Genomic DNA, 20,927 nt, shown 5'->3' with positions numbered 1-20,927 from the left:
CGGGAGCGGCCGGTCCGCCTCGCTACGGGAACATCGGCAGGGACTGCGTCCCGACGTCCTGGTTCGGCAGGGTCCGGCCCGGGTTGCCGCGGAAGTCGGTCCAGACCGGGTGCAGGCGGAAGTCGGCGCCGACCGCCGCCGCCGTGTAGTCGCCGATGAACACGCCCTGGAGTTCCTTGCCCGTCACCGCGCCCGTCGAGACGAACTGGACCTGCGGGTTCGCCGTCTGCGTCGTGATCCGCCGCAGCGGGGACATCCGGTCACCCCAGCCGGTGGCGTAGGCGTAGTCCAGCCCGATACCGCCCGGGTCGTAGCCGCGCGTGTAGGTCGTCACCGCGACCCGGCCGGCCAGCGCCGCGACCGCGGGGAACACCTCGTCGGCGCCGGTGCCGATCTTGACCGGCTTCGACCAGCCGTGCCGGCCGTCGGATCCGCTGAGGAAGGCGTCACCGTTGGTCTTCACCGACTCGCCGTCGCGGTAGGTGCCGTTGCGGTCGTCGGCCCAGGTCACCCACAGGTGGTCGGTGACCCGGTCGTAGGTCAGCTGCGGGAAGCTGTTGACCCGGAAGTTCTCGCCGGTCAGCGCGTTGTTGGCGAGGTCTTCGTCGACGGGGAAGTCGAAGTCGAGGCCCACTTCCGTGTGCCGGAACGTCCGGCCGCCGTCCCGGGAGGTCGCCACGACGACCGCGTCGTGGTCGGCGGGCTGGTCGCACGCGGCCGTCGCGCACACCGACGTCTCGTAGGCGACCTGGAGGGTCCCGTCGCGGGTGACCACTGGGTTCGAGCCGCTGCCGAACGGCGTGATCCCACCGTGGAAACCGGTCAGCGACGGCGAAATCCGGCGCATCGGCGACCACGTGCGGCCGAAGTCGCGGGACTTCGACAGCACGATCGGCGACTCGGTGAACGCGCCGGTCGCGTCGTAGGTGAACTGCGTCCAGGTCACGTAGACGTCGCCGGTGACCGGGTCGGCGGCGATCCACTCCTTGTCGTTGAAGATGTTGGTGGGCGTCGGCGTGCCCGCCGGGGTCACGCCGTCGAGGTGCAGGATCGCCGGGTCGCCGAAGCTGCGGCCGCCGTCGTGGGACACCGACACGGCGATGCCGCTGGCGAGCTGCTGGTCGTCGGGCACCGCGGCGCGGCTGAACACGAGCGTCGCGTAGTAGACGGTGTTGTGCGGCCCGAACGCGATCGCGGGGTCACCGGCGGCGTCCATGTAGGACAGCGGCGCGGCGGCGCCGGTCGGGTAGTCGAGGTGCGGCAGCTGGACGTTCGCCCAGGTCCGGCCGCCGTCGAACGAGGTGTAGGCGAACCCGCCGGAGTCGTTGCGGGACTCACGCGTGTTGTACAGCCGGTAGTCGTTCGACCCGGCGACGATGTTGCGCGGGTTCTCCGGGTTGACGGCGACGGTCGTCTCGTTCTGCGCCGTGCTGCACCCGGTCTGGCTGCCGGTGGGCACGATGGTGTCGCCGTCGATGACGTCGGTGTTCGGCGCGAGCGGCCGGTACGGGTTCGGCTTGCCGATGTAGGTCTGGCAGAGCGCGGACAGCGCGGGATCGTCGCCGTCTTCCTCTTCCTCCTCGGCGAACTGCTCCTTGAGCAGCGGATTCGGCACATCGTGCCGAGCCTCCGCGGCGATCTTCGCCTTGCCGGCATGCGGTTCCCCGGGCACCGGCGCACCCCCGGCGGCGGCGTGCGCGGTGGACGCGAAGACAAGCGGCAAGAGAAGCGCACTACAGGCGGCGACGATTCTTCGCTTGGCGGACGAAACACCCAAGGACATCGGAAAGTCCTTTCCCAGGAAGGTCTCCAGCCGCCCCAGGCTTGACGCCCGCCCGCCGCGGGTCAACCGCCGTAAGTGTGGAGCCGGACATTCCCGGCGTCACGCCAAAGCGTCGTCCAGGGCCTTGGTGATCCGCTTCAGCGACACCGGGTGCGCCGTCCCCAGTGTCTGGGCGAAGAACGACACCCGCAGCTCCTCGATCATCCACCGCACCTCGCGCAGCGCCGGGGACGACGTTCCCGGTGGGAGGGACGCCAACCCCTCGGCGTACTCGCGGGTTATCCACGCGATGTCCGCCGTCCGCTGCAGGTCGCGGGTCGGCTCCGTCGGCAGTTTCTCCAGGCGTCGGGAAATCCCTTGCAGGTACCGCACCACGTGACGTAGTCGCGGCGCGCCCGTCTCCGTCACGAAGCCCGGGTACACCAGCGCCGCCAGCTGGGCGCGGATGTCCGCCAGGGACTCCGCCGGGCCGCGGGTGGATGTCAGCTGGACCTCGACGTCGTTCGCCGCGCGGAGGATCTTCTCCACCTCGGTCAGGACTTCGAGGACCTGGGGGTGCAAGCCCGCCCGGACCTTCTCCAGCAGCACCTTGAAGCCGGTCTCGTCGAACGCCGGGCCGCCGCCCGCCGCCATCAGGGCGTCCACCGCGCAGTCCACGCAGTCCTCGAGCAGCGCCGCCACGCTTCCGTGGGGGTTGCGGTTCAGCACCAGCTTCGACGAATTGGACAGCGACCGCGTGATGAACTTCATCGGCGAGTTCAGGTTGAGCCGCAGCATCCGCCGCGTGCCCGCCCACATCGCGTGTTCCTGCTGGGCCGGCGTGTCCAGCAGGCGCACCGCCACCGACTCGCCCTCGTCGACCAGCGCCGGGTACGCCTTCACGTCGTGACCGCGCTGGTGGGACTCGAAAACGTGCGGCAGCGACCCGAACGCGGGCTTCGTCAGGCCCGCCTTCTCCAGCGTGTTGGCCGCCTTCGAGATCGTCTCGCGGACCTTCGGGGCCAGCTGCCGCTGCAGCGCCTCGACGTCCTTGCCCTCGGCCACGCGCTTGCCGCGCTCGTCGACCACGCGGAACGTCATCTTCAGGTGGTCCGGCACCGAAGCCGGGTCCCAGTCCGCGTACGGCACCGTGATCCCGCGCAGTGCCCGCAGCTCGCGGCCGAGCACCTCCAGCAGCGGACCGTCCGAAGGCGACACTCGCGAAAGGACATCCCGGGCCGTGTCGGGCGCCGGGACGAAGTTGCGCCGCAACGCTTTCGGCAACGACTTGATCAGCTGCGTCACCAGCTCCGCCCGCAGGCCCGGCACTTGCCAGTCGAAGCCGTCCGGCGTCACCTGGTTCAGCACCGGCAGCGGGACGTGGACCGTCACGCCGTCGGCGTCCGCGCCCGGCTCGAACTGGTACGTCAGCTTGAAGACCTGCGTGCCCTGCGTCCACGAGTCCGGGTAGTCGCCCTCGCGGACGCTGCCCGCGGCCTCGTTGATGAGCATGGACTTCTCGAACGACAGCAGATCAGGATCCGTGTGCCGGGCCTTCTTCCACCAGCTGTCGAAGTGGCGCACCGAGACGACGTCGGCGGGCACGCGGGCGTCGTAGAACTCGTACAGCGTCTGGTCGTCGACCAGGATGTCACGCCGCCGGGCGCGGTTTTCGAGGTCTTCGACCTCCTCCAGCAACGCCCGGTTCTCGGCGAAGAAGTGGTGGCGCGTCTGCCAGTCCCCTTCGACCAGCGCGTGCCGGATGAACATCGCCCGCGACAGTTCCGGGTCGATCCGGCCGTAGTTGACGCGGCGGTCGGCGATCAGCGGGACGCCGTACAGCGTCACCTTCTCGCTCGCCATCACCGCGCCCTGCTTGCGTTCCCAGTGCGGCTCGGAATACGACCGCTTCACGACGTGCTGGGCCAGCGGCTCGACCCATTCCGGCTCGATGCGCGCGTTCACCCGCGCCCACAGCCGGGACGTCTCGACCAGCTCCGCCGACATCACCCAGCGCGGCTGCTTCTTGAACAGCGCCGACCCCGGGAACACGCCGAACCGGGCGCCGCGCGCGCCCAGGTAGTCGCCCTTGGCCGGGTCCTTGAGCCCGATGTGCGAGAGCAGGCCGGCGATCAGCGACGTGTGCACGCGCTGCGGGTCGACGGGGGACGCGTTCGTGTTCAGCGAGATGCCGAGCGGCTTGGCCAGCTGGCGCAGCTGGCTGAAGATGTCCTGCCACTCGCGCAGGCGCAGGTAGTTCAGGTACTCGGTGCGGCACATCCGGCGGAACTGGTTGCCGGACAACGCCTTCTGCTGCTCCGAGACGTACTCCCAGAGGTTCAGGTAGGCGAGGAAGTCCGACGTCGGGTCGGCGAACCGCGCGTGCTGGGCGTCGGCCGCCTGCTGCTTCTCGGCCGGCCGTTCCCGCGGGTCCTGGATGGACAGCGCCGCGGCGATGATCATCACTTCGCGGACGCAGCCGTTGCTCGCCGCCTCCAGGACCATCCGGCCCATCCGCGGGTCGACGGGCAGCTGCGCGAGCTTGCGGCCGATGTCGGTCAGGCTGCGGTCGGACCCGGAACCGCCCGGCGCGAACGCGCCCAGTTCCTGCAGCAGGCCGACGCCGTCGGCGACCTGGCGGCGGTCCGGCGGCTCGACGAACGGGAACGCGGCGATGTCGCCGAGGCCCAGCGACGTCATCTGCAGAATGACCGAGGCGAGGTTGGTCCGCAGGATCTCGGGGTCGGTGAACTCGGGCCGCGCTTCGAAGTCCGCTTCCGAATAGAGCCGGATGCAGATGCCGTCCGACGTCCGGCCGCAGCGGCCCTTGCGCTGGTTCGCCGACGCCTGCGACACCGGTTCGATCGGCAGCCGCTGGACCTTCGTGCGGTGGCTGTAGCGCGAGATCCGCGCGGTGCCCGGGTCGACGACGTACTTGATGCCCGGCACGGTCAGCGACGTCTCGGCGACGTTGGTCGCGAGCACCACCCGGCGGCCGGTGTGGGACTGGAAAATGCGCTGCTGCTCCGCCGTCGAAAGGCGCGCGTACAGCGGCAGCACCTCGGTGTTGCGGAGGTTCGCCCGGTTGAGCACGTCGGCGGTGTCGCGGATCTCGCGCTCGCCGGAGAGGAACACCAGGATGTCGCCGGGGCCTTCGGCGCACAGCTCCTCGACGGCGTCGAGGATGCCTTGCGTCTGGTCGCGCTCGTCAGCGTCTCCGGAGCCCTCGGGGTCGTCGGGGTCGACGAGCGGCCGGTAGCGCACCTCGACCGGGTACGTCCGGCCGGACACCTCGACGATCGGCGCGTCGTCGAAGTGCTTCGAGAAGCGCTCCGGGTCGATCGTCGCGGAGGTGATGATGACCTTGAGGTCGGGGCGGCGCGGCAGCAGCTGCTTGAGGTAGCCGAGGATGAAGTCGATGTTGAGGCTGCGCTCGTGGGCCTCGTCGATGATCAGCGTGTCGTACTGGCGCAGCGACCGGTCGGTCTGGATCTCGGCCAGCAGGATGCCGTCGGTCATCAGCTTGACCAGCGTGTCCTGCCCGGACTGGTCGGTGAACCGGACCTTGTAGCCGACCGTCTCGCCGAGCTCGGTCTTCAGCTCGCTCGCGATCCGGTCGGCGACCGTGCGCGCGGCCAGCCGGCGCGGCTGGGTGTGCCCGATCTGGCCGCGGATGCCGCGGCCGAGCTCCAGGCAGATCTTCGGCAGCTGGGTGGTCTTGCCCGAGCCGGTCTCCCCCGCGACGATCACGACCTGGTGCTTGCCGATGGCCGCGGCGATCTCGTCCTTGAGCCGGCTGACCGGCAGCTCTTCGGGGTACTCGATCTTGGGCACGCTCTCGCGCCGCGACTGGAGCCGCCGCTCGGCCTTGTCGATGTCGGCGGCGATCTGCGCGAGCACGGAGTCGCGGTTGCGGGCTTTGCGGGCGCCTTCGAGCCGCCGGCGCAGCCGCTGCTCGTCGCGCGGCATCAGCTCGGGCAGGCGCGCACGCAGCGCGTGGAAGGGGGATGGCTCGGACATTCTTGGTCCAAGGATAGCCGTGCGTGACGAACCGGGCCTCCGAATATCCCCGCCGCGTGACCGGGCGCACCCTCGAGAGCTCGGGCCGGCTCCCCTCAGGCCCGCTGCAGCGACTCCGGCCCCAGGTCGGCGAGGGTGCAGTGCCCCGACAACCCCATGGTCAGGTCGAAGTCGGCGAGCAGGCTGCGCAGGACGTGCCGGACGCCGGCCTCGCCCGCGTGGGCCAGGCCGTACACCCACGGGCGGCCCACCAGGACCGCCCGGGCGCCCAGCGCCAGCGCCTTCAGCACGTCCGCGCCGGTGCGGACGCCCGAGTCGAACAGCACCTCCAGGCGGTCGCCGACCGCCGCGACGATGCCCGGCAGGGCCTCCAGCGCGCCGAGCGCGCCGTCGACCTGGCGGCCGCCGTGGTTGGACACCACGATGCCGTCCACGCCCGCCTCGGCCGCGCGGCGCGCGTCGGCGACGTGCTGGATGCCCTTGAGCACGATCGGGCCGTCCCAGTGCTCGCGCAGGAACGGCAGCTGGTCCCAAGTCCGGTCGGTGCCGGTGAGCATGCCGATCCAGCGCAAGATCGCCATGTTCGGGTCCTCTTCCGGGGTCTTCTCCAGCAGGCCGCGGAACACCGGGTCGGTGAACGGGACCGCGCAGCCCTCGCCCTTCAGGAACGGCAGGTACGCCTGGTCCAGATCGGACGGTCGCCAGGCCAGCGTCCACGTGTCGAGCGTGACGACCAGCGCCGTGTAGCCCGCGTTCTTCGCCCGCGTCAGCAGGCTCGCGCAGACGTCGTTGTCGCCCGGCCAGTACAGCTGGAACCAGCGCGGGCCGTCGCCGTTGGCCGCGGCGACGTCTTCGATGCCGGTCGAGGACGCCGTGGACAGGATGAACGGCAGCCCGACCGACGCGGCGGCGCGGGCGGTCGCGGATTCGGCGTCCGGGTGGACGATCGACTGGACGCCGACCGGCGCGACGGCCACCGGCGCCGGCAGCCGGGTGCCGAGCACCGTCGTGGCCAGGTCGCGGTCGGTGGCGCCGGTCAGCATCCGCGGCACGACGCGCCAGCGGTCGAACGCCTCGCGGTTGGCGCGTGCGGTCGCGCCGGAGCCGGCCGCGCCCGCGACGTAGGAGAACGGCCCGGGCGCCATGACCTCGCGGGCCGACGCTTCGAGCTTCGTCGCGTCGGTCGAGCACGGCGGCAGCTGTCCCCCGAGTCCCTGCAGGTAGATCTCGTTCTGGTAGCTGCCGAAGCGTTCGGTCACGGTTGCCTCCTCGCGTTCGAGGGGGCACTGTACCCGCCGGTAGTTCACCCGGCGCCGGGAAGTGACCGACGGGTAACGTGGGGCCGCCGACGTCCCGGAGGAGAAGCCATGCGCGCGTACGACGTGGTCCTGTTCGGCGCCACCGGGTTCACCGGTGACCTGACCGCCGGCTACCTGGCCCGCCACGCTCCCGCGGACCTGCGCTGGGCGCTGGCCGGGCGCAACCGCGGCAAGCTCGAGGCCGTCCGGACGCGGCTGGCGGGGATCGACGACCGGTTCGGCTCGCTGGACCTGCTCGTCGCCGACTCCGGCGACCCGGCGTCGCTGCGGGCCGTCGCCGAGGCCACCAAGGTGGTGATCACCACCGTCGGGCCGTACCTGACGCACGGCGAGCCGCTGGTGGCCGCGTGCGCCGAGGCCGGTACCGACTACGTCGACCTCACCGGCGAACCCGAGTTCGTCGACCGGATGTACCTCGCGCACGACCGGCGCGCCCGCGAAACCGGGGCGCGGCTGGTGCACGCGTGCGGGTTCGACTCCGTCCCGCACGACCTCGGCGCCTGGTTCACCGTGCAGCAGCTGCCGGAGGACGTGCCGCTGCGGGTCGACGGCTACGTGCGGGCCGGCGGGATGCCGTCGGGCGGCACGGTGCTCAGCGCGCTGACCATCATGTCCCGGCTGCCCGCGGGGGCCCGGGTGGCCCGCGAGCGGGCGGCGGCCGAGCCGCGGCCGGCCGGGCGGTTCGCGCGTGCCCCGCTCGGGCGCCCGCACCGGGTCGCCGGCGCGGGCTGGTGGGCGGTGCCGCTGCCGACGATCGACGCCGAGGTCGTCCGCCGGTCGGCGGCCGCGTCCGAGCGCTACGGGCCCGACTTCACCTACCGGCACTTCGCCGCGGTGAAGCACCTCCCGGTGCTGGCCGGCGGCGTCGCCGGGGCGGGGGCGCTGTTCGCCGCGGCGCAGGTCCCGCCGGCCCGGCGGGCGCTCTCGCGGCTGCTCGCGCCCGGCAGCGGACCGAGCCCCGAGCGCCGCGCGCGGTCGTGGTTCTCGGTGCGGTTCGTCGGCGAAGGCGGCGGCTCGCGCGTCGTGACGGAGGTGTCGGGCGGTGATCCCGGCTACGACGAAACGGCGAAGATGCTCGCGGAATCGGCGCTGTGCCTGGCGACCGACGACCTGCCGGCCACGGCGGGCCAGGTGACCACGGCGACGGCGATGGGCGGCGCGCTCGTCGACCGGCTCACCCAGGCCGGCATCCGCTTCACCACGCTCGTGAGTGGTAAAGTCAAATTGGGACTGACGCACGTTAACGGCAAGCACGCGTTTTGCCTGGTAGACGCGGTGGCAACAGATCGAACGCGCCATGTCGACCAGGTCGACCACCCAGCACAAACACCTTGAGTGCTCCGACTACTACTTTATGTGACAGCACCAGATGGCGGCCGCGACACCGTCATCTGGTGCTCTCGGTAGCCAGTTCTCAGGCACAGCGGTGTGTGGACCACCTGCGCGCAGCCGCCGCCATGCCCGTGATCCAAGGCTCTGGATCGACCTCGGCGATCTCGCTCCAGAGGTCCGCTTGAGCAGCCGCGAACGCGGCTACGGCATCTGTCGGCGCATCGTTCCATGACGGGACCTGAGCGGCCCACTTCTCAGCCTCTCGCGGCGAGTGACCCGAAGCGATGAGCCAGACGACCCAACATGCCGGATCGATCCAGGCTGCGCCTCGGGTTGCCCAGGCCCAGTCGACGAACAACGCCGTGTCGTCGACAAGCACGTTGCTGGGGCTCCACTCAGTGTGGAGAAGATGTTCACCCTTGAACAGCTCGGGATCATCCGAGTAGTTCGCCCAGCGCTTCTCGGCGAGCTTGAGCTCGATATCGGGGCACGGAAGCTCTTGCAGTGTCCGCAGGGAAGTCACGAACTTCGCCAGATCGGGTGAAGACGGCGAGTAGTCGACGTGCCGGCCTGGTACGTGCTCGAAGGCGAGAAGGCTCCACTCGTCGGTGTCGACCGACCATTGCAGCGCGGCAGTCACCGGCAGGACGTGGGGGTTGACCGCCTTCTCTCGGCGTTGCGTCCAGACGCGCGGATGGTCGACGCGCAGGCCCTTGACGAACGTCGTCTTACCGGCCGAATGGAGCACCGCAGCGAGTTCGGAGTTGAAGCCGCTCGACACGGATTCGACGTGACTGAGCGGTCCCGTTCGCGCTTCGACGGCGCGGCGAGTGTCTTCGGAGAGTGAGTCCCATTCGACTCGTGTCGTGACCACGGAGGCACCTTACGTTTGATGGAGCCTCGGGGCAGACCGAGGTCTACCCCGAGGCTCCGAATGTCCAGCCCGCCCGATCGAAGCGGACTTGACGACACTGGCCCGCCTCGGGCCCGCAGTAGAGCAGGTGTCGGGCCTGCTCTGGCGGTGCGGGACCAGAGCCGTCTACCGATACGGGTTGTCGTCGTTGCAGCCGCAGACGATCGTGTTGGCGGTGAATCCTTCCAGATCGGGGATGATCTGGACGTCAGCCTCCTGGGGATCGGTCCTCGGCGGCGGTTCGAGCGTGAGCGCGATCGCGGTCATCAGCTTACTTCCTTCCTCTTCTCGGTGTGCTGGCAATAATTTGCCAGCGGCGCCTTCGCCTTGCGGAACAACGAGGCCAGCGGCATGCAGGTACCGCATGTGCCGCTGAGTTGACACCCCGAGCATCCGCCCTGACGAAGCAATAAGCCGTCTGCAATACCCCCGAGACGGCGTAAACCTTCGACACCTTCGCTTACCAACGAGATCTTCGGGTCTCGCGCCACTTTGCAGGTACTGGCGTTCCCGTGCGGATCGACATGGAAGAAGGTGTTTCCGGCGTCGCACCCGTTGAATTGAGTTCGCTTTGTCAGATGCCGGGAAGACTGGCTCGCCAGAGTCTCAGATCCCCCGTAGATCGTAGGAGAAATGTTCGCGAAGTCAGTGGCGGGAATCCCGAACTTTTTCGCCAGTGCGTGCATGGCGTCGACTTCATGAGCATTGTCATTTGTGATGATAATGCTAAGTTCCAGAGGTAAGCCAGCTTCGTGTGCTGCGGCTAAGCCGCGCGAGAAAGCTTTGTAAGAGCCTCGACGTTGCGTCAAGCCGTCGTAAGTATCTTCTGTGGCACCGTAGACGCTGAGGGTCATCTTCTGAGGTGGCCGCTGTGTAAGCAGATCGAGCATGACGGCGTTGTGCAGTCGAGACCCGTTTGTCAGAACTTCAATCATCATGCCAAGAGCGAAAGCATACGAGTAAGTTGCGGCGAAAAGCTTATCGATCATCGGTTCGCCGCCGGTCAACTGGAGCCACACAACACCGGCGTCGCGCAACGCATGCAGAACCTTGACCCGGTCAGCCCACGGAAGACCTTCAAATTCCTTTATTCCAAGATAACAGTGCTTGCAGTCATAGTTGCAGCCGAGGTTTAACTCATAGCTAGCTTGCCCGTAGTTGAAGCTCGACGGACTCCTGATCAACGACACGTCGCTGAATTTCTGGTCGCGAACATCAAGGCCCCAGGTTCGCTGCACGACTCCGGAAAACCATTCCGGACACGTCTCCTCGCTCTCCGGCGAGTTAAGTTCATCGAACTTCCCCTTGGGAATACTGAGATCTTGAGGCTTTCCGGGACACAGAAGCAGAAACTTTCCCTGGAACGGAGTTGCGATCACTCGATGCATGTAAGAACCTTTCTCGCCTCTTCGGGTAAGTTGCCTCGCGCTATGCCACGGAGGACGCGCGATCAACCATCAAACAAGCCACTATTCGGATTCGCTCTTTGAGGAAGCGGCGGGGACACGTGCCCGGGCGTCCTTTTAGGCAGCGGAGGAAGGGCGGGCATCTGCTGAGTGTCTTGATCGACCGGCCAAGACGGGAAGCATTTTGCGCATAGGACGCCGGCCCCGGTCGCCTCATCCAGGGTGCAGACTAATCCGCAGCTTGATATGCCGAATAGTTTCTTATTGGCTTTGAGGCGCTTTCCACTGTTGTCGATCTGATGCAACACCTCTGGATGTAGCACTGCGCGCCAAACGGATGAGTCTGTTTGCCTTCGTGGATGCGGCACGGAATCGCCATCGGGCTGCGCCTGTGCATAGATAGCGCGCTCGCGTAACGCGGTCTGTGTCGTCATCATCTTCGCGCCGCATCAAGCAGGTAGACGGTCATCGGGAGTCCTCTCCGTCAGGGAGCTGGTCCGCGTAGCTCAAGGGGCCGCCTAAGGCAGCTACGCGGACCAGCTACGCAGGCACCCGGGTGGTGCGGCCCGGGGGCGGATCGCCTGCGTTCCTTCACTAGTGCGTTCGCCCGCGTCCTGGCGATCGCACCCCAGTCGCCCCATGCCGGCTGCGCGATGCGCGCGCCGCGACTGGTCGACACCCAGTGCCCGGACTGACGTCGGGACTCAGTCCGGGCACCGGGCTGCTCAGGGCGGGGATGGGACAGCCTGTGATCGCCGAGCCAGTCATTGTGTCCTCCCCACGTCGGAAGTGCCGTAGTTCGATCTTGAGCGGCAGTCACCGGCATACGGAGGCCATGAGGGGGCCATAGGAGGCCATGTGGAGGACATTTACGCAGCTCAGCCCCCCATTCGGCTTAAGAATCGGTAGCGTGGTGGGTAGGAGGGAGCGACATGGCGAACAGGGATCCGCGGTCGAGACTTGAGCAGCTGGCGCAGGCGCGCCGTCTCTCGCTGGGCGACTTCCTCAAGGAGTTCCCCCGGCAGGCAGAGGCAGCGGGCGAAGACGGGGCGTTCCATGTCTCCGAGCGTCAGGCCAAGCGATGGTTCGCGGGAGGTGCGCCATTGCCGCGTGCCGTGTCGTGCAGGGTGCTGGAGCACTGGTTCGATGAACCGGTCGAGCAGCTGCTCGGACCTCCCAAGTTCGAGGTCGCCACTACCGCGGTCACCGAGGAGGACATCATCGTGAACGCCGCCCGCGAGTCGGCCAACCACTCCATCGAATCGTCGTCGGCTATTGATCCCTCGGCGCTGGAACATCTGGCCGCCATGGCGGCACAGGCTGCGGTCGACTACTACAAGACGTCGTCGATTGTGATGCTGACCAACCTGATTGCGTTGCGCAACAGCGTGTACGAACAACTCGACCGGACGCATAAGCCTCGTCAGCAGGCTGAGCTGTACTTGATCGCGGGTCAGGTCTGCGGATTGCTTTCGTCGGTGTCGTGGGACCTCGGCCATGCCGACATGGCGGAGGAACAGGCCCGCGCCGCTCATACCTACGGCAGCGTGATCGACCACCTATCGCTGTCCGCGTGGGCGCGCGCCTTGCAGGTCACCGTGGCGTTCTGGGATGGCCGGCCCCGGCGTGCTGTGACGATCGCCCAGGCTGCGCTAGAAACGGCACCGGCTGGGACCGCCCGCGTCCGATTGCACTCGGTGAAGGCTCGCTCGCTCGCGCTCCTCGGCGCGCGTCAAGAGGTACAGGTTGAGCTGGCGAACGCTGCCGACGAACTGGACCGCGCAGGTGATGATCCGTTCCTGGACGAGATCGGCGGTGAACTTGGTTTCGATCGCTCGCGGCACGCTCTTTGCGCTGGGGCGGCGTTCGTCGCTCTTGGCGATGGCGACCAAGCCGAGGTAGAGGCGCTGCGCGCACTCGATCTGTTCGGTGAGCTGCCTGAAGACGTCCGATGGGCTGCCGGTGAATCCGGAGCGCGGATCGACCTCGGCACCGCGCGGGTTCTGCGCGGCGACCTTGCTGGGGCCGAAGCCGCCTTGCGCCCAGTCCTCGAACTAGACCCTCCCCGGCGCACGGAGGCTGTGACCTTGCGCATGCGACACCTCGGCCGGATGCTTGGCACAGCACGATACCGCGGAGCCAGCGAAGCAATCAGCCTCGGCGGCGAGATCGAGGACTTCACCGCCCACAGTCTCGCGCGAACGACCGTCAGGACCATCACGGACGGTCGCTGACTCCCGGCTATCGCTTTTGCTTCTCCCACGCTGAAAGGATTTTCGTCTCCTTAGCAGGATCGATTCCTTGCTCTCCGGCTCGCTCGTGACTGACCGCGGCGTCCCCGGACTGTAGCCATCGCCACGTATCCACGGCAGTCTCTACAAGCGGACGAGTAGTGAAACCGGCCTCGCGGGCGCGAGAAGAAGCCACATCCCATGCGCCCGAGTAGGTTCGCCAGAGTGGAAGTTCCGTCCACTGCGCAACCCCCTGCGATACAAGCCACTTCTCGTCTGTAACCCACTCGAAAACGGCATCTGAGCCAACCGCCTGGCGACAAGCGTGGAGAAGATCCTCCATCGTTTCGTTGCCGGAACCGGTCAGATTGAAGCTGCCGCTAAGGTTTGCACCGACAGCGTGGAGGGCGAACGATGCGACGTCGCGCACGTCGACGGGTTGTATGGAGCGCTCCGGGCGGCCCGGTGCGAGGACCAGGCCGCCCCGCTCGACTCGACGCAACCACCACGGCAGACGACCAACGTACTCGCGCGGTCCGAGAATGACGCCAGGCCGCAACGACACTGCGCGTTCCACACCGAACACCTCGTTGACAGCTCTTTCGCAACCAGCCTTGGTGAAGCCGTAAACGGACGGACCGGGATCGCCGTCGAATCCGTAGTCCGGGCCTGCGCTGCTCGGCGCGTCAAGGACCGGGGACTCGTCGGTCAGCGGCTCGGTCGGCCATCCTTCGTACACGGACACCGTCGACACGAAGACGTACCTCGCCGCAACTGGTTCGAGTGCGCGGGCAACGGCAAGCTCTTCCCGAGGTACGAAGCCCGACGTATCCAGGACCGCGTCCCACGGTCCTTCTGCGGCGAGCCGCCGGAGATCCGCCGGGTCGGTGCGGTCACCTCGGATCGTCCGAACCCCCGTCGCATCCTCGCCCGACTTGCCGCGCCGGAACGTCGTCACGTCGGCGCCCGTCGCCAGCGCAGCGTCTACGATCGATCGGCCGAGGAACCAGGACCCACCCAAAACCAGTACACGCGTCACGCTGCCATCTTCGCCGACGTCCTCCCGGACCTCAACCGCAGTGTCGGCTGGTGATCACACCAGGGCAGCGACCAGCGCCAGGTAGCCGCCGCCGCCCACGACGATGCCGGCCAGCGATCCCGTGGCGACCTCGGCGGTCGTGTGATCGCGCAACTCGACACGGGACCAGCAAACCCAGGCGACCGCCAGGAACAGGACAGCCAGCCACGGGCTGTAGACCTTCATGAGCATGACGGTCGCACCAGCGGCGACGACCGCATGAATGGAGATCTTGAACTTCAGCCCGAAGGTGACCGCCAGCGCGACGACGAGGCAAGCCAGCTCGGCCGCGGCGAGCGCGACCATCTCGCGCGGTGCGTTGCCGATCAGAAGGATGGCGAACCCGGCCGCCAGGGAGCTGATGCAGGCTGCGAAGGGCACGAGCCGCCCGGCCCTGTTGGTGACGTGGTGTCCGTCCCACTTGCCTTTCTTCGCCCCCCGGACGATGACCGCCATGGGGATGAGGGAGCCGGTGACGCCGACGATCAGCCCCCAGAGCAGCGTTTCGCCAAGGTGGTGTCCGGTGACCTGCCAGGCGACGACCAGCGGGAGGCCGAGGACCCAGACCCAGGGGGCGAGCACTTCGGTGGCGACGCGGGCCGCACGCCGCCGGGCCTCGCTGGAAGCGGACTCAGTGGACAGGGTCGGCGGCATGGCTGCTGGTCTCCTTCAAGATCGCGGCGACTGTGGTGGACGTGCTGTAGGCCGTCGCGACGGCCGCGAGCCACGCGGCTTCCTCGCGGTAGTCGTCGGTGGCTTTGTCCGGCGTGAACGCTACCGGGTCCTCGGCGTGGACCGGTGCTCCGTGCTCCGCAGTGACCAGGGCCGTGGCGATGGTCACCGCCTGCGCGTGCGCCCGGCTTGCGTCGGGCGACGCTGCGGCCGGCTGGAGCGCGGCGGCGAAAACCGCCGGGTCGAGGAACGGCTGAAGCGGCCCGACCAGGACGTCGTTGATCTCGGTCAGGCGCGTGCGGACCAGGTCGGTGATATCGGGCCGTCCGAACAGCCGCCGGGGTGGTGCTGCCGTGTATCGGAGTTCGGGCGCGAAGGCCGTCAGGTCGTGCCACAGCGGTTCGAGTGCGTGGTAGTGGCGGCGCAGCTGTCGACGCGGGGCGACGGCGGGCACGGTGACCCCAGCCATGAGCAGCAGGATTCCGGCGGTGGTGAGTACCCGGATGGCGCCGACGTTGCCGAGTTCGGCCCACGGCGGGTTGAGATCGAATCGGACGGCCAGGGAGTACAGGGCCTTGTGCGCGACGAACGCCAGGCCGCAGATACCGCCCCAACGCAGCAGCCGCAGCCCAGTGCGCAGGTAGCCGGGCGGCAGGTCTTTGGCGTGGCGGCCGACGTACACCACGTCGAACATCGCCAGCCCAAGGTAGAGCTCGAACACCGCGAGGTAGGCGACGACGAACGTGTGGCTACCCGCCTCGGCGGTGATCGCGGGCAGCTTGCCCGGCAGCGGGCCGAGCAGGTACAGCACGCCGAGCGCCAGTTGCGCGACGATCAGCACGCGGGTGCGGGCTCGCACCTTCGCCGGGATGGTGTCAGCGGGGTGGGCGAGGTAGAGCACGAACAGCTGGAGCCAGTAAGCCGAGCACAGCGTGAGCACGTGCACGATGTAGTTCGGGAGCGTGGCGATGCCGAACAGCCAGTCGTGCACCCCGTAGTCCGTGCCGAGGATCAGCGCGAGGTCAAGCGCGGCCAGAGCCTTGACCATCGCCAGCAGGCCGGGTGTGCGGGAGCGCCGCCAGGATCTGATCCAGTAGAGCAGGGCTCCTGTGACGGCGAGCCACGTCAGCAGCTGCTGGACCTGCGCGACGGGGATGGGCATTCAGTCCTCCAAAAGGCGATAGCGCGCGGCGGGTGTTTCGCCAGCTGCGGACAGGTTCGGCCGGGTTTGGCGCTCGACCAGGTAGGCGAAGGTCTCGGCCGCTTGCTCCTGGTCCTCGGCGAAGCCACCGGCACGCTTCACCGCACTGGTGATCGAGGCGTGATCGGGCTCGCCGGGCTCCGCGCGGCCGGCCTCGGCGGTGTCCTCCCCAACGTGGCGACAGCAGATATGACCGAGCTCGTGCAAGATGATGTGCCGCTGGTGCGTGAGCGTCGTCTCGGCACGGAAGAACACGTAGTCGGCTGCCGGTTTCGGAACCCACACGCCGTAGGGCAACGGCTCATCGATCCTCCGTGCCTCGGCGACGAACGCGGCCGGGTACGGCTGGATCCTGATCGGTCGCCCGCGCAGCGTCGATAGCTGTGCGGCCAGTTCGGCATGGGTGGTCGTCGCGGTGAGATCCAGTTCACTTACCAGCCGCTCGACGTCCGCCAGCTGGGTGACGGGCGTCGCGGCGGCGATCAGGCCACTGCGGCGACGGGCAGCCCGCAGCCAGCGCAGCAGACACCGTCGGTTGCGGTGTTCACTCATACTGGTTCCCTGGGCGGTCGTCGCCCTCAAGCTCGTGCAAGTGCGCGGCGAGTGCTTCTAGCAGGCTCTGGCTGCGATCCGACATGCCCTCAAAGCTTCGCCGCAGTATCGAATGCCCACCTCTCTGTACCGGCAGACTCCCTTCTCCTGGCGTAGCGATTCGCTTACGCCACGCGTCATAGACCGGGCGATCGAGGAAGAATCCCGCCGGTACAAGGAAAAATGCCGCAAGTCCCGTCACGATGTTGGTGCGCGGATGGTCCTTGCGTCCCTTGCGCAACATCCACAGGTACGAGTGCGACACTTCGACACCCGCCGCCTGCAGTGCATCCGCAACGTCACGGTCACTGTATGGCTTTCCGTCATCACGCAGTCGCTTGTCGTACAAGAAGGTCAACGCCTCCGCGAACGACACAGCCCCCTCTTCGGCCACCCGTTTCCCCATTTGCTTACGGCTGTAAACAGTTTCCGTCGAACTTTGCGGTTTTCTGTTGACAGATGATCATCCGGCCTGGTTAGAGTCGGCTTCATCACGCTGCCAGCCAGCACAAACGCACGACCAGAGAATGTTTACAACCATTAACTTTTAACCTCCGCGCCCGGTCGTTCCGATCGAGCGACCCGCCGCGGAGATGCGCTCCCAAGATCATCCATCGCGGTGTCTTGCGGGCGCGTTAACTGCTCCAGGGAGTTAGCTCGGTGAAGCACAACACACCCGAACGCCGTATTGACGCTACTGACCGGCCGACGGCCCGGCCACTGGATAACCACGCGAACCTCATCGCGTCGCTCCGGCGGATCAAGCTCAAGCAGGCCCGGCTTTCCAAGGAACGCAAGGAGCATGAGGCGGTGATCAAGGCCGCGCTCGTGGCGATGGGCGCTACGGTCGGGACGGTCGCCGGGGTGCCGGTCGTGTCCTTCGACAGCTCGATGCGAATCAGCCTGGACCAGAGCCTGGTCAAGGCGCGCTACCCCGAGGTGGCGAGGGAGTGCAGCGACATTTCGGAGGTCTGGACATTCCGGCTACTCGACGCGGCCTGACGGTCCCGTTCTCCGAGCTGGTCTCGCTGGCCAGGGCGATGATCGCCCAGGCCAGCGGCCCGCCGGGGGCCGGCCACGCGGAGACGGCGGCCACGGTCGCGGCGCTGCTGACGTCCGAACCACGGAACGACGCTCAGGTGCTGGCGATCGTTTCAGTTGTCGTCGGTGACGCGCTGGCTGACCCGCTCCGGGAGACCACCGCGAACCGCTGGCGGCCGCTACTGCCCGCCTGGGTGCAGCCCCAGCTGGTCGGCGCGACGGTCAACCGACTGCGCGCGGCCGGGCTGCTGGTGACCACCGGCCGCTACGTGCGGAGCACGGACACGGCCGGACGCAACGGTGGAAAACTCCAGCCGGTCTACGCGCTGGACGGCGCCGCCCTCGGAGACCTCCGGGCCGCCGCCGAACGGGCCGCGTCCTAGCCGTTCTGCCTTCTCGCTGCCCGCCGAGCTGCTGTCTCGGCGGGCGGCTTCCTCATGCCCAACTCTGCCGCTTATGGGGTGTACATCGTGGCGCGCGATCACGCACGCATCGACCTGCAAATCTGGAACGACGAAGATTTCCGCGCTCTCTCCGTAGTCGCGAAGCTCCTGTACGTACAACTGTTCTCACAGGCCCGACTGACCTACGCGGGCGTACTCGACCTGGCGGTGAAACGCTGGTCGCGCCCGCACCCGGACCTGGACCTGACCGAGATGCGTGCGGCGCTCGCGGAGCTGGACGCCGCGCGATTCGTGGTGATCGACCAGGACACTGAAGAACTTCTCGTCCGGTCCTTCATCCGCAATGACGAGCTGTACAAGCAGCCCAATGTCCTGCGCGGCGCGCTGCGCGTCGCCTTCGAGATCGAGTCGCCGATCCTGCGCGCCGCGCTGGCGGCCGAGCTGCGCCGCCTTCCTGCCGAGATCACCGGACCCGCGCCGATCGTGGCCGCCGAGGCATTGGAGGCCGGAGCGCACGAGCCGCCGCCGGAGGTCAAGGCGGCGATGAGTGTCCGCGGTTCGGCCCGTCCGGCGGCCCCAGCGCACCCGCCCGCCGAATCGCCAAAGGCTTCGGCGAACCCCTCGGCGACCCCTTCGCCGAACACCCAGGGAGAAGGGAGTGGGGAGCGGGAGACTGGAGAACCCTCTCTTCCGTTGCGTAGCAAGAAAGTGGGGTCTCCCGCGCGTGCAGCGCGCGCCGCACGTTCTGCCAGCCGGCCGGAGGGCGCGCAAGGTGAGGCCGGTCACGACGGCGAGCACGGCTCGGTGCGGCAGCTGCGCCGCGCGGAGGCCGAGCGCCTGGTGGACTTCTACGCCGAGTCGGTGCCTGCCCGGGTGCGGGCGCAGCTGGTGGCCGAGGTGATCCCGCTGCTGCGGGAGGGCATCTCCGGGGCCGTGATCGGCTCCGGGCTGGCGGCCTGGTCGACCAAGACGCTGCCGATCGGCTTCGTGCCCACGCTGGTCGGTGAGCGGATGCGCGCGGCCCGCGTCGCGGCTACCGATGCGAAAAAGAGAGCTCGGGACGCCGAGATGGTCGAGCGTTTCGAGGGTCTGCGCGCCTCCGCGATCGCCGAGGACGAACAGCACGGCGTCGGGCTGGCCGTGCGGCAAGCCCGGCCGGAGCACGCCGACGCCGACCAGCTCAGCGCCATCCTGGACGCCGCGCTGACCTCGGCCGCAGACGGGCGGGCGGCCTGATGAGCACGATCTATGCCGTGATGAGCCGCAGCGATGTGCGCGGCCTGCTGATGCGCCACACCGACGCGCACGTGACGGAGGAGCTGGTGACGTCGTGGCTGTCCGGCCTGGCCGGGTACAGCCTGGCCGAGTGCCACGCGGCCATGACCGCGATGGGCACCAGCGCCCGCCGGGCGACCCCGGCGGACGTCGCAGGCAGCTGCGACGCGGCGCGGGACCGGGCCGCGGAACCCGGCCCGCCGGTGCCGGCCTTTTCCCCGGCGGCGGACCCGCCTCACCAGCGACGCGGCGGCCGGGGACCGGACCGGGACTACCACCGGCAGGCGGGGATGCGCGGCATCCGGGCCGCTTACGAGCTGATGGGCTGGCAGCGCAACGCCGACCACGATCTTGCCCGCAGCGTCGCCTGCCCGTTCTGCAAGGCCAAGGCGTGGGCCGTATGCGGACCGCTCTCGCGCAACCGCGCCGGTGTCCGGGAGCCGCGCGACCAGACCACCCGGATGCATCCGTCCCGCCTCGAGTACGCCCGCGCGCAGCTCGCCCGCCAGGCGGCCACCACCCAGGACCAGGAGAACGCACGATGACGACCATCACCGGCCAGAACGAGGACCAGGACGTCCGGTGCCTGCTGGGCTGCCGTACCCGCTCCGGCGATCCGTTCCGGGCTCGGCAGGGCTACCGCACGTGCGATCCGTGCGCGGACGAGCTGCGCGCCGACATTCAGGAACTCGCCCGGCTGTACCCCGAACTCATCCGGTCCGCCGTACCCGGCGGTGGCGCTCCCACCACCGGCCGAGTTTCGCCCGGCTACGGCTCGCGTTCCCCGGCCCGGGACATGGTGCTGGTTCTGACCGACCGCCGCACTCGCGCCGAGGACGACGGTGACCCGCACTCGGTTCTGGAGATTCTGTCGAGCTGGGCCGACAACATCCGCGAGGACACCGGCATGGGCGTGCCCGACCAGGCCGCGCAGCGCCAGGGGCAGCTGCTGGTCGGCTGGCTGGACTTCACGGCCCACCAGCCGTGGGCGGGCAAGCTGGACAGCCCGCTGGGCCAGCTGCGGGACGAGATCGCCGAACAGCTCGGCCTGAGCGCCCGCACCGTGGCGGGTGAGGCCGCGTTCCTGGTCGAGTGGTTCGACTACCTCACCCGTCAGTACTGGGTCGCGGACTTCGCCGATGAAGTCCGCGACCTGCTCGCGGCCGTGCACGCCGCGACCGGTACGGCGGAGTCCAGCGTCCCCGTCGGCACGTGCCCGACGCCGAACGAGCAGGCCCGGCAGCCCTGCGGGGCGCGGCTGTACGTGCGAGCCGAGGCGGATCGGATCACCTGCCCGAGGTGCCGGACGCAGTGGCCGCGTAACCGCTGGGACGAGCTGAGCGACGCGCAGGGCACGCCGCTGTCCGACGTCGCGGCGCTCTCGGCATGGCTGGAAGTCCCGGCCGGGACGCTGCGACGCTGGCGCAGCGAAGACGGCTGGACCAACCACGGGTCCCGGCGGCGGCCTCTCTACGAGCGCAACGCCGTACTGACGTCGTGGCAGCGTCGCCGCGGCGCGCTCCTGGCCGGCTGAATGGGGGTGCGGGACCGGCGACCGCCCCGAAGGGTGGCTAGAACCCGCCGGTCCCGCGTGCTCCACCGTGATCAAACGGAAGGGCACCGCCAGTATATGGGGCGGGTCACACTCATGCTCTCACCCTTCCCTCTGTAGTTAAGTTCGG

General features: G+C 68.5%; 18 protein-coding genes. 7 read left to right on the top strand and 11 right to left on the bottom strand.

All coding sequences use genetic code 11. From position 1 onward, the window contains the following. Positions 1–22: 22 nt before the first annotated feature. The 3 genes from AB0M93_RS37700 to AB0M93_RS37690 form a co-directional block, all read right to left on the bottom strand. Complete coding sequence (locus tag AB0M93_RS37700; RefSeq protein WP_364283265.1) at positions 23–1,723, bottom strand: sialidase family protein; 1,701 nt, start codon at positions 1,721–1,723, stop codon at positions 23–25. A gap of 159 nt (positions 1,724–1,882) precedes the next feature. Continuing rightward, complete coding sequence (hrpA, locus tag AB0M93_RS37695) at positions 1,883–5,782, bottom strand: ATP-dependent RNA helicase HrpA (RefSeq protein WP_364283262.1); 3,900 nt, start codon at positions 5,780–5,782, stop codon at positions 1,883–1,885. 95 nt (positions 5,783–5,877) lie between these two features. Then, complete coding sequence (locus AB0M93_RS37690) at positions 5,878–7,041, bottom strand: lactate 2-monooxygenase (protein ID WP_364283259.1); 1,164 nt, start codon at positions 7,039–7,041, stop codon at positions 5,878–5,880. A gap of 108 nt (positions 7,042–7,149) precedes the next feature. Here AB0M93_RS37690 and AB0M93_RS37685 point away from each other — a divergent pair, with 108 nt between their 5' ends. After that, positions 7,150–8,436: a saccharopine dehydrogenase NADP-binding domain-containing protein gene (locus AB0M93_RS37685; protein ID WP_364283256.1), complete on the top strand. Its 1,287-nt coding sequence runs from the start codon at positions 7,150–7,152 to the stop codon at positions 8,434–8,436. Positions 8,437–8,515: 79 nt separating this feature from the next. Here AB0M93_RS37685 and AB0M93_RS37680 read toward each other — a convergent pair whose 3' ends face one another. The 3 genes from AB0M93_RS37680 to AB0M93_RS37670 form a co-directional block, all read right to left on the bottom strand. Continuing rightward, entirely contained in the window at positions 8,516–9,307 is a 792-nt protein-coding gene (locus tag AB0M93_RS37680; protein ID WP_364283253.1) for a hypothetical protein, read from the bottom strand. Between the two features lie 165 nt (positions 9,308–9,472). After that, a complete protein-coding gene (locus AB0M93_RS37675; protein WP_364283250.1) occupies positions 9,473–9,613 on the bottom strand; it encodes a hypothetical protein in 141 nt (46 codons plus the stop codon). After that, entirely contained in the window at positions 9,613–10,734 is a 1,122-nt protein-coding gene (locus tag AB0M93_RS37670) for a radical SAM protein (RefSeq protein ID WP_364283247.1), read from the bottom strand. The genes AB0M93_RS37675 and AB0M93_RS37670 overlap by 1 nt, the downstream gene beginning before the upstream one ends. Positions 10,735–11,684: 950 nt before the next feature. Here AB0M93_RS37670 and AB0M93_RS37665 point away from each other — a divergent pair. Beyond that, complete coding sequence (locus tag AB0M93_RS37665; RefSeq protein WP_364283244.1) at positions 11,685–12,986, top strand: hypothetical protein; 1,302 nt, start codon at positions 11,685–11,687, stop codon at positions 12,984–12,986. Between the two features lie 7 nt (positions 12,987–12,993). Here AB0M93_RS37665 and AB0M93_RS37660 read toward each other — a convergent pair whose 3' ends face one another. Genes AB0M93_RS37660 through AB0M93_RS37640 form a run of 5 tightly spaced genes read right to left on the bottom strand, consistent with a single transcriptional unit; the run spans position 12,994 to position 16,919 of the window. Continuing rightward, positions 12,994–14,022, bottom strand: a complete 1,029-nt coding sequence (locus AB0M93_RS37660) for an NAD-dependent epimerase/dehydratase family protein (protein WP_364283241.1) — start codon at positions 14,020–14,022, stop codon at positions 12,994–12,996. Positions 14,023–14,076: 54 nt separating this feature from the next. Then, positions 14,077–14,715, bottom strand: coding sequence for a hypothetical protein (locus AB0M93_RS37655; RefSeq protein ID WP_364283238.1), 639 nt, complete (start codon positions 14,713–14,715; stop codon positions 14,077–14,079). Beyond that, positions 14,693–15,895, bottom strand: a complete 1,203-nt coding sequence (locus tag AB0M93_RS37650; protein ID WP_364283235.1) for an MAB_1171c family putative transporter — start codon at positions 15,893–15,895, stop codon at positions 14,693–14,695. Before AB0M93_RS37650 ends, AB0M93_RS37655 begins: the two co-directional genes overlap by 23 nt. Continuing rightward, entirely contained in the window at positions 15,896–16,486 is a 591-nt protein-coding gene (locus AB0M93_RS37645) for a hypothetical protein (RefSeq protein ID WP_364283232.1), read from the bottom strand. Further along, positions 16,479–16,919 (bottom strand): hypothetical protein, encoded by a 441-nt coding sequence (locus AB0M93_RS37640; protein ID WP_364283229.1) that lies wholly within the window; start codon positions 16,917–16,919, stop codon positions 16,479–16,481. The genes AB0M93_RS37645 and AB0M93_RS37640 overlap by 8 nt, the downstream gene beginning before the upstream one ends. 266 nt (positions 16,920–17,185) lie before the next feature. On the opposite strand from AB0M93_RS37640, the gene AB0M93_RS37635 reads away from it, so the two are divergent. The 5 genes from AB0M93_RS37635 to AB0M93_RS37615 all read left to right on the top strand — a co-directional run bounded on the left by AB0M93_RS37635 (position 17,186) and on the right by AB0M93_RS37615 (position 20,779). After that, complete coding sequence (locus AB0M93_RS37635) at positions 17,186–17,527, top strand: hypothetical protein (protein ID WP_364283226.1); 342 nt, start codon at positions 17,186–17,188, stop codon at positions 17,525–17,527. Next, positions 17,476–17,949, top strand: a complete 474-nt coding sequence (locus tag AB0M93_RS37630; RefSeq protein ID WP_364283223.1) for a hypothetical protein — start codon at positions 17,476–17,478, stop codon at positions 17,947–17,949. The genes AB0M93_RS37635 and AB0M93_RS37630 overlap by 52 nt, the downstream gene beginning before the upstream one ends. 87 nt (positions 17,950–18,036) lie before the next feature. After that, a complete protein-coding gene (locus tag AB0M93_RS37625; protein ID WP_364283220.1) occupies positions 18,037–19,206 on the top strand; it encodes a hypothetical protein in 1,170 nt (389 codons plus the stop codon). After that, positions 19,206–19,790: a hypothetical protein gene (locus AB0M93_RS37620; RefSeq protein ID WP_364283218.1), complete on the top strand. Its 585-nt coding sequence runs from the start codon at positions 19,206–19,208 to the stop codon at positions 19,788–19,790. Before AB0M93_RS37625 ends, AB0M93_RS37620 begins: the two co-directional genes overlap by 1 nt. Then, on the top strand, positions 19,787–20,779 hold the full coding sequence (locus AB0M93_RS37615) for a hypothetical protein (RefSeq protein WP_364283215.1): 993 nt from the start codon (positions 19,787–19,789) through the stop codon (positions 20,777–20,779). Before AB0M93_RS37620 ends, AB0M93_RS37615 begins: the two co-directional genes overlap by 4 nt. Positions 20,780–20,927 lie beyond the last annotated feature (148 nt).

The organism is Amycolatopsis sp. NPDC051102 (assembly GCF_040682815.1).
GTDB lineage: Bacteria > Actinomycetota > Actinomycetes > Mycobacteriales > Pseudonocardiaceae > Amycolatopsis.
This window is presented reverse-complemented; position numbering and strand designations above follow the sequence as displayed.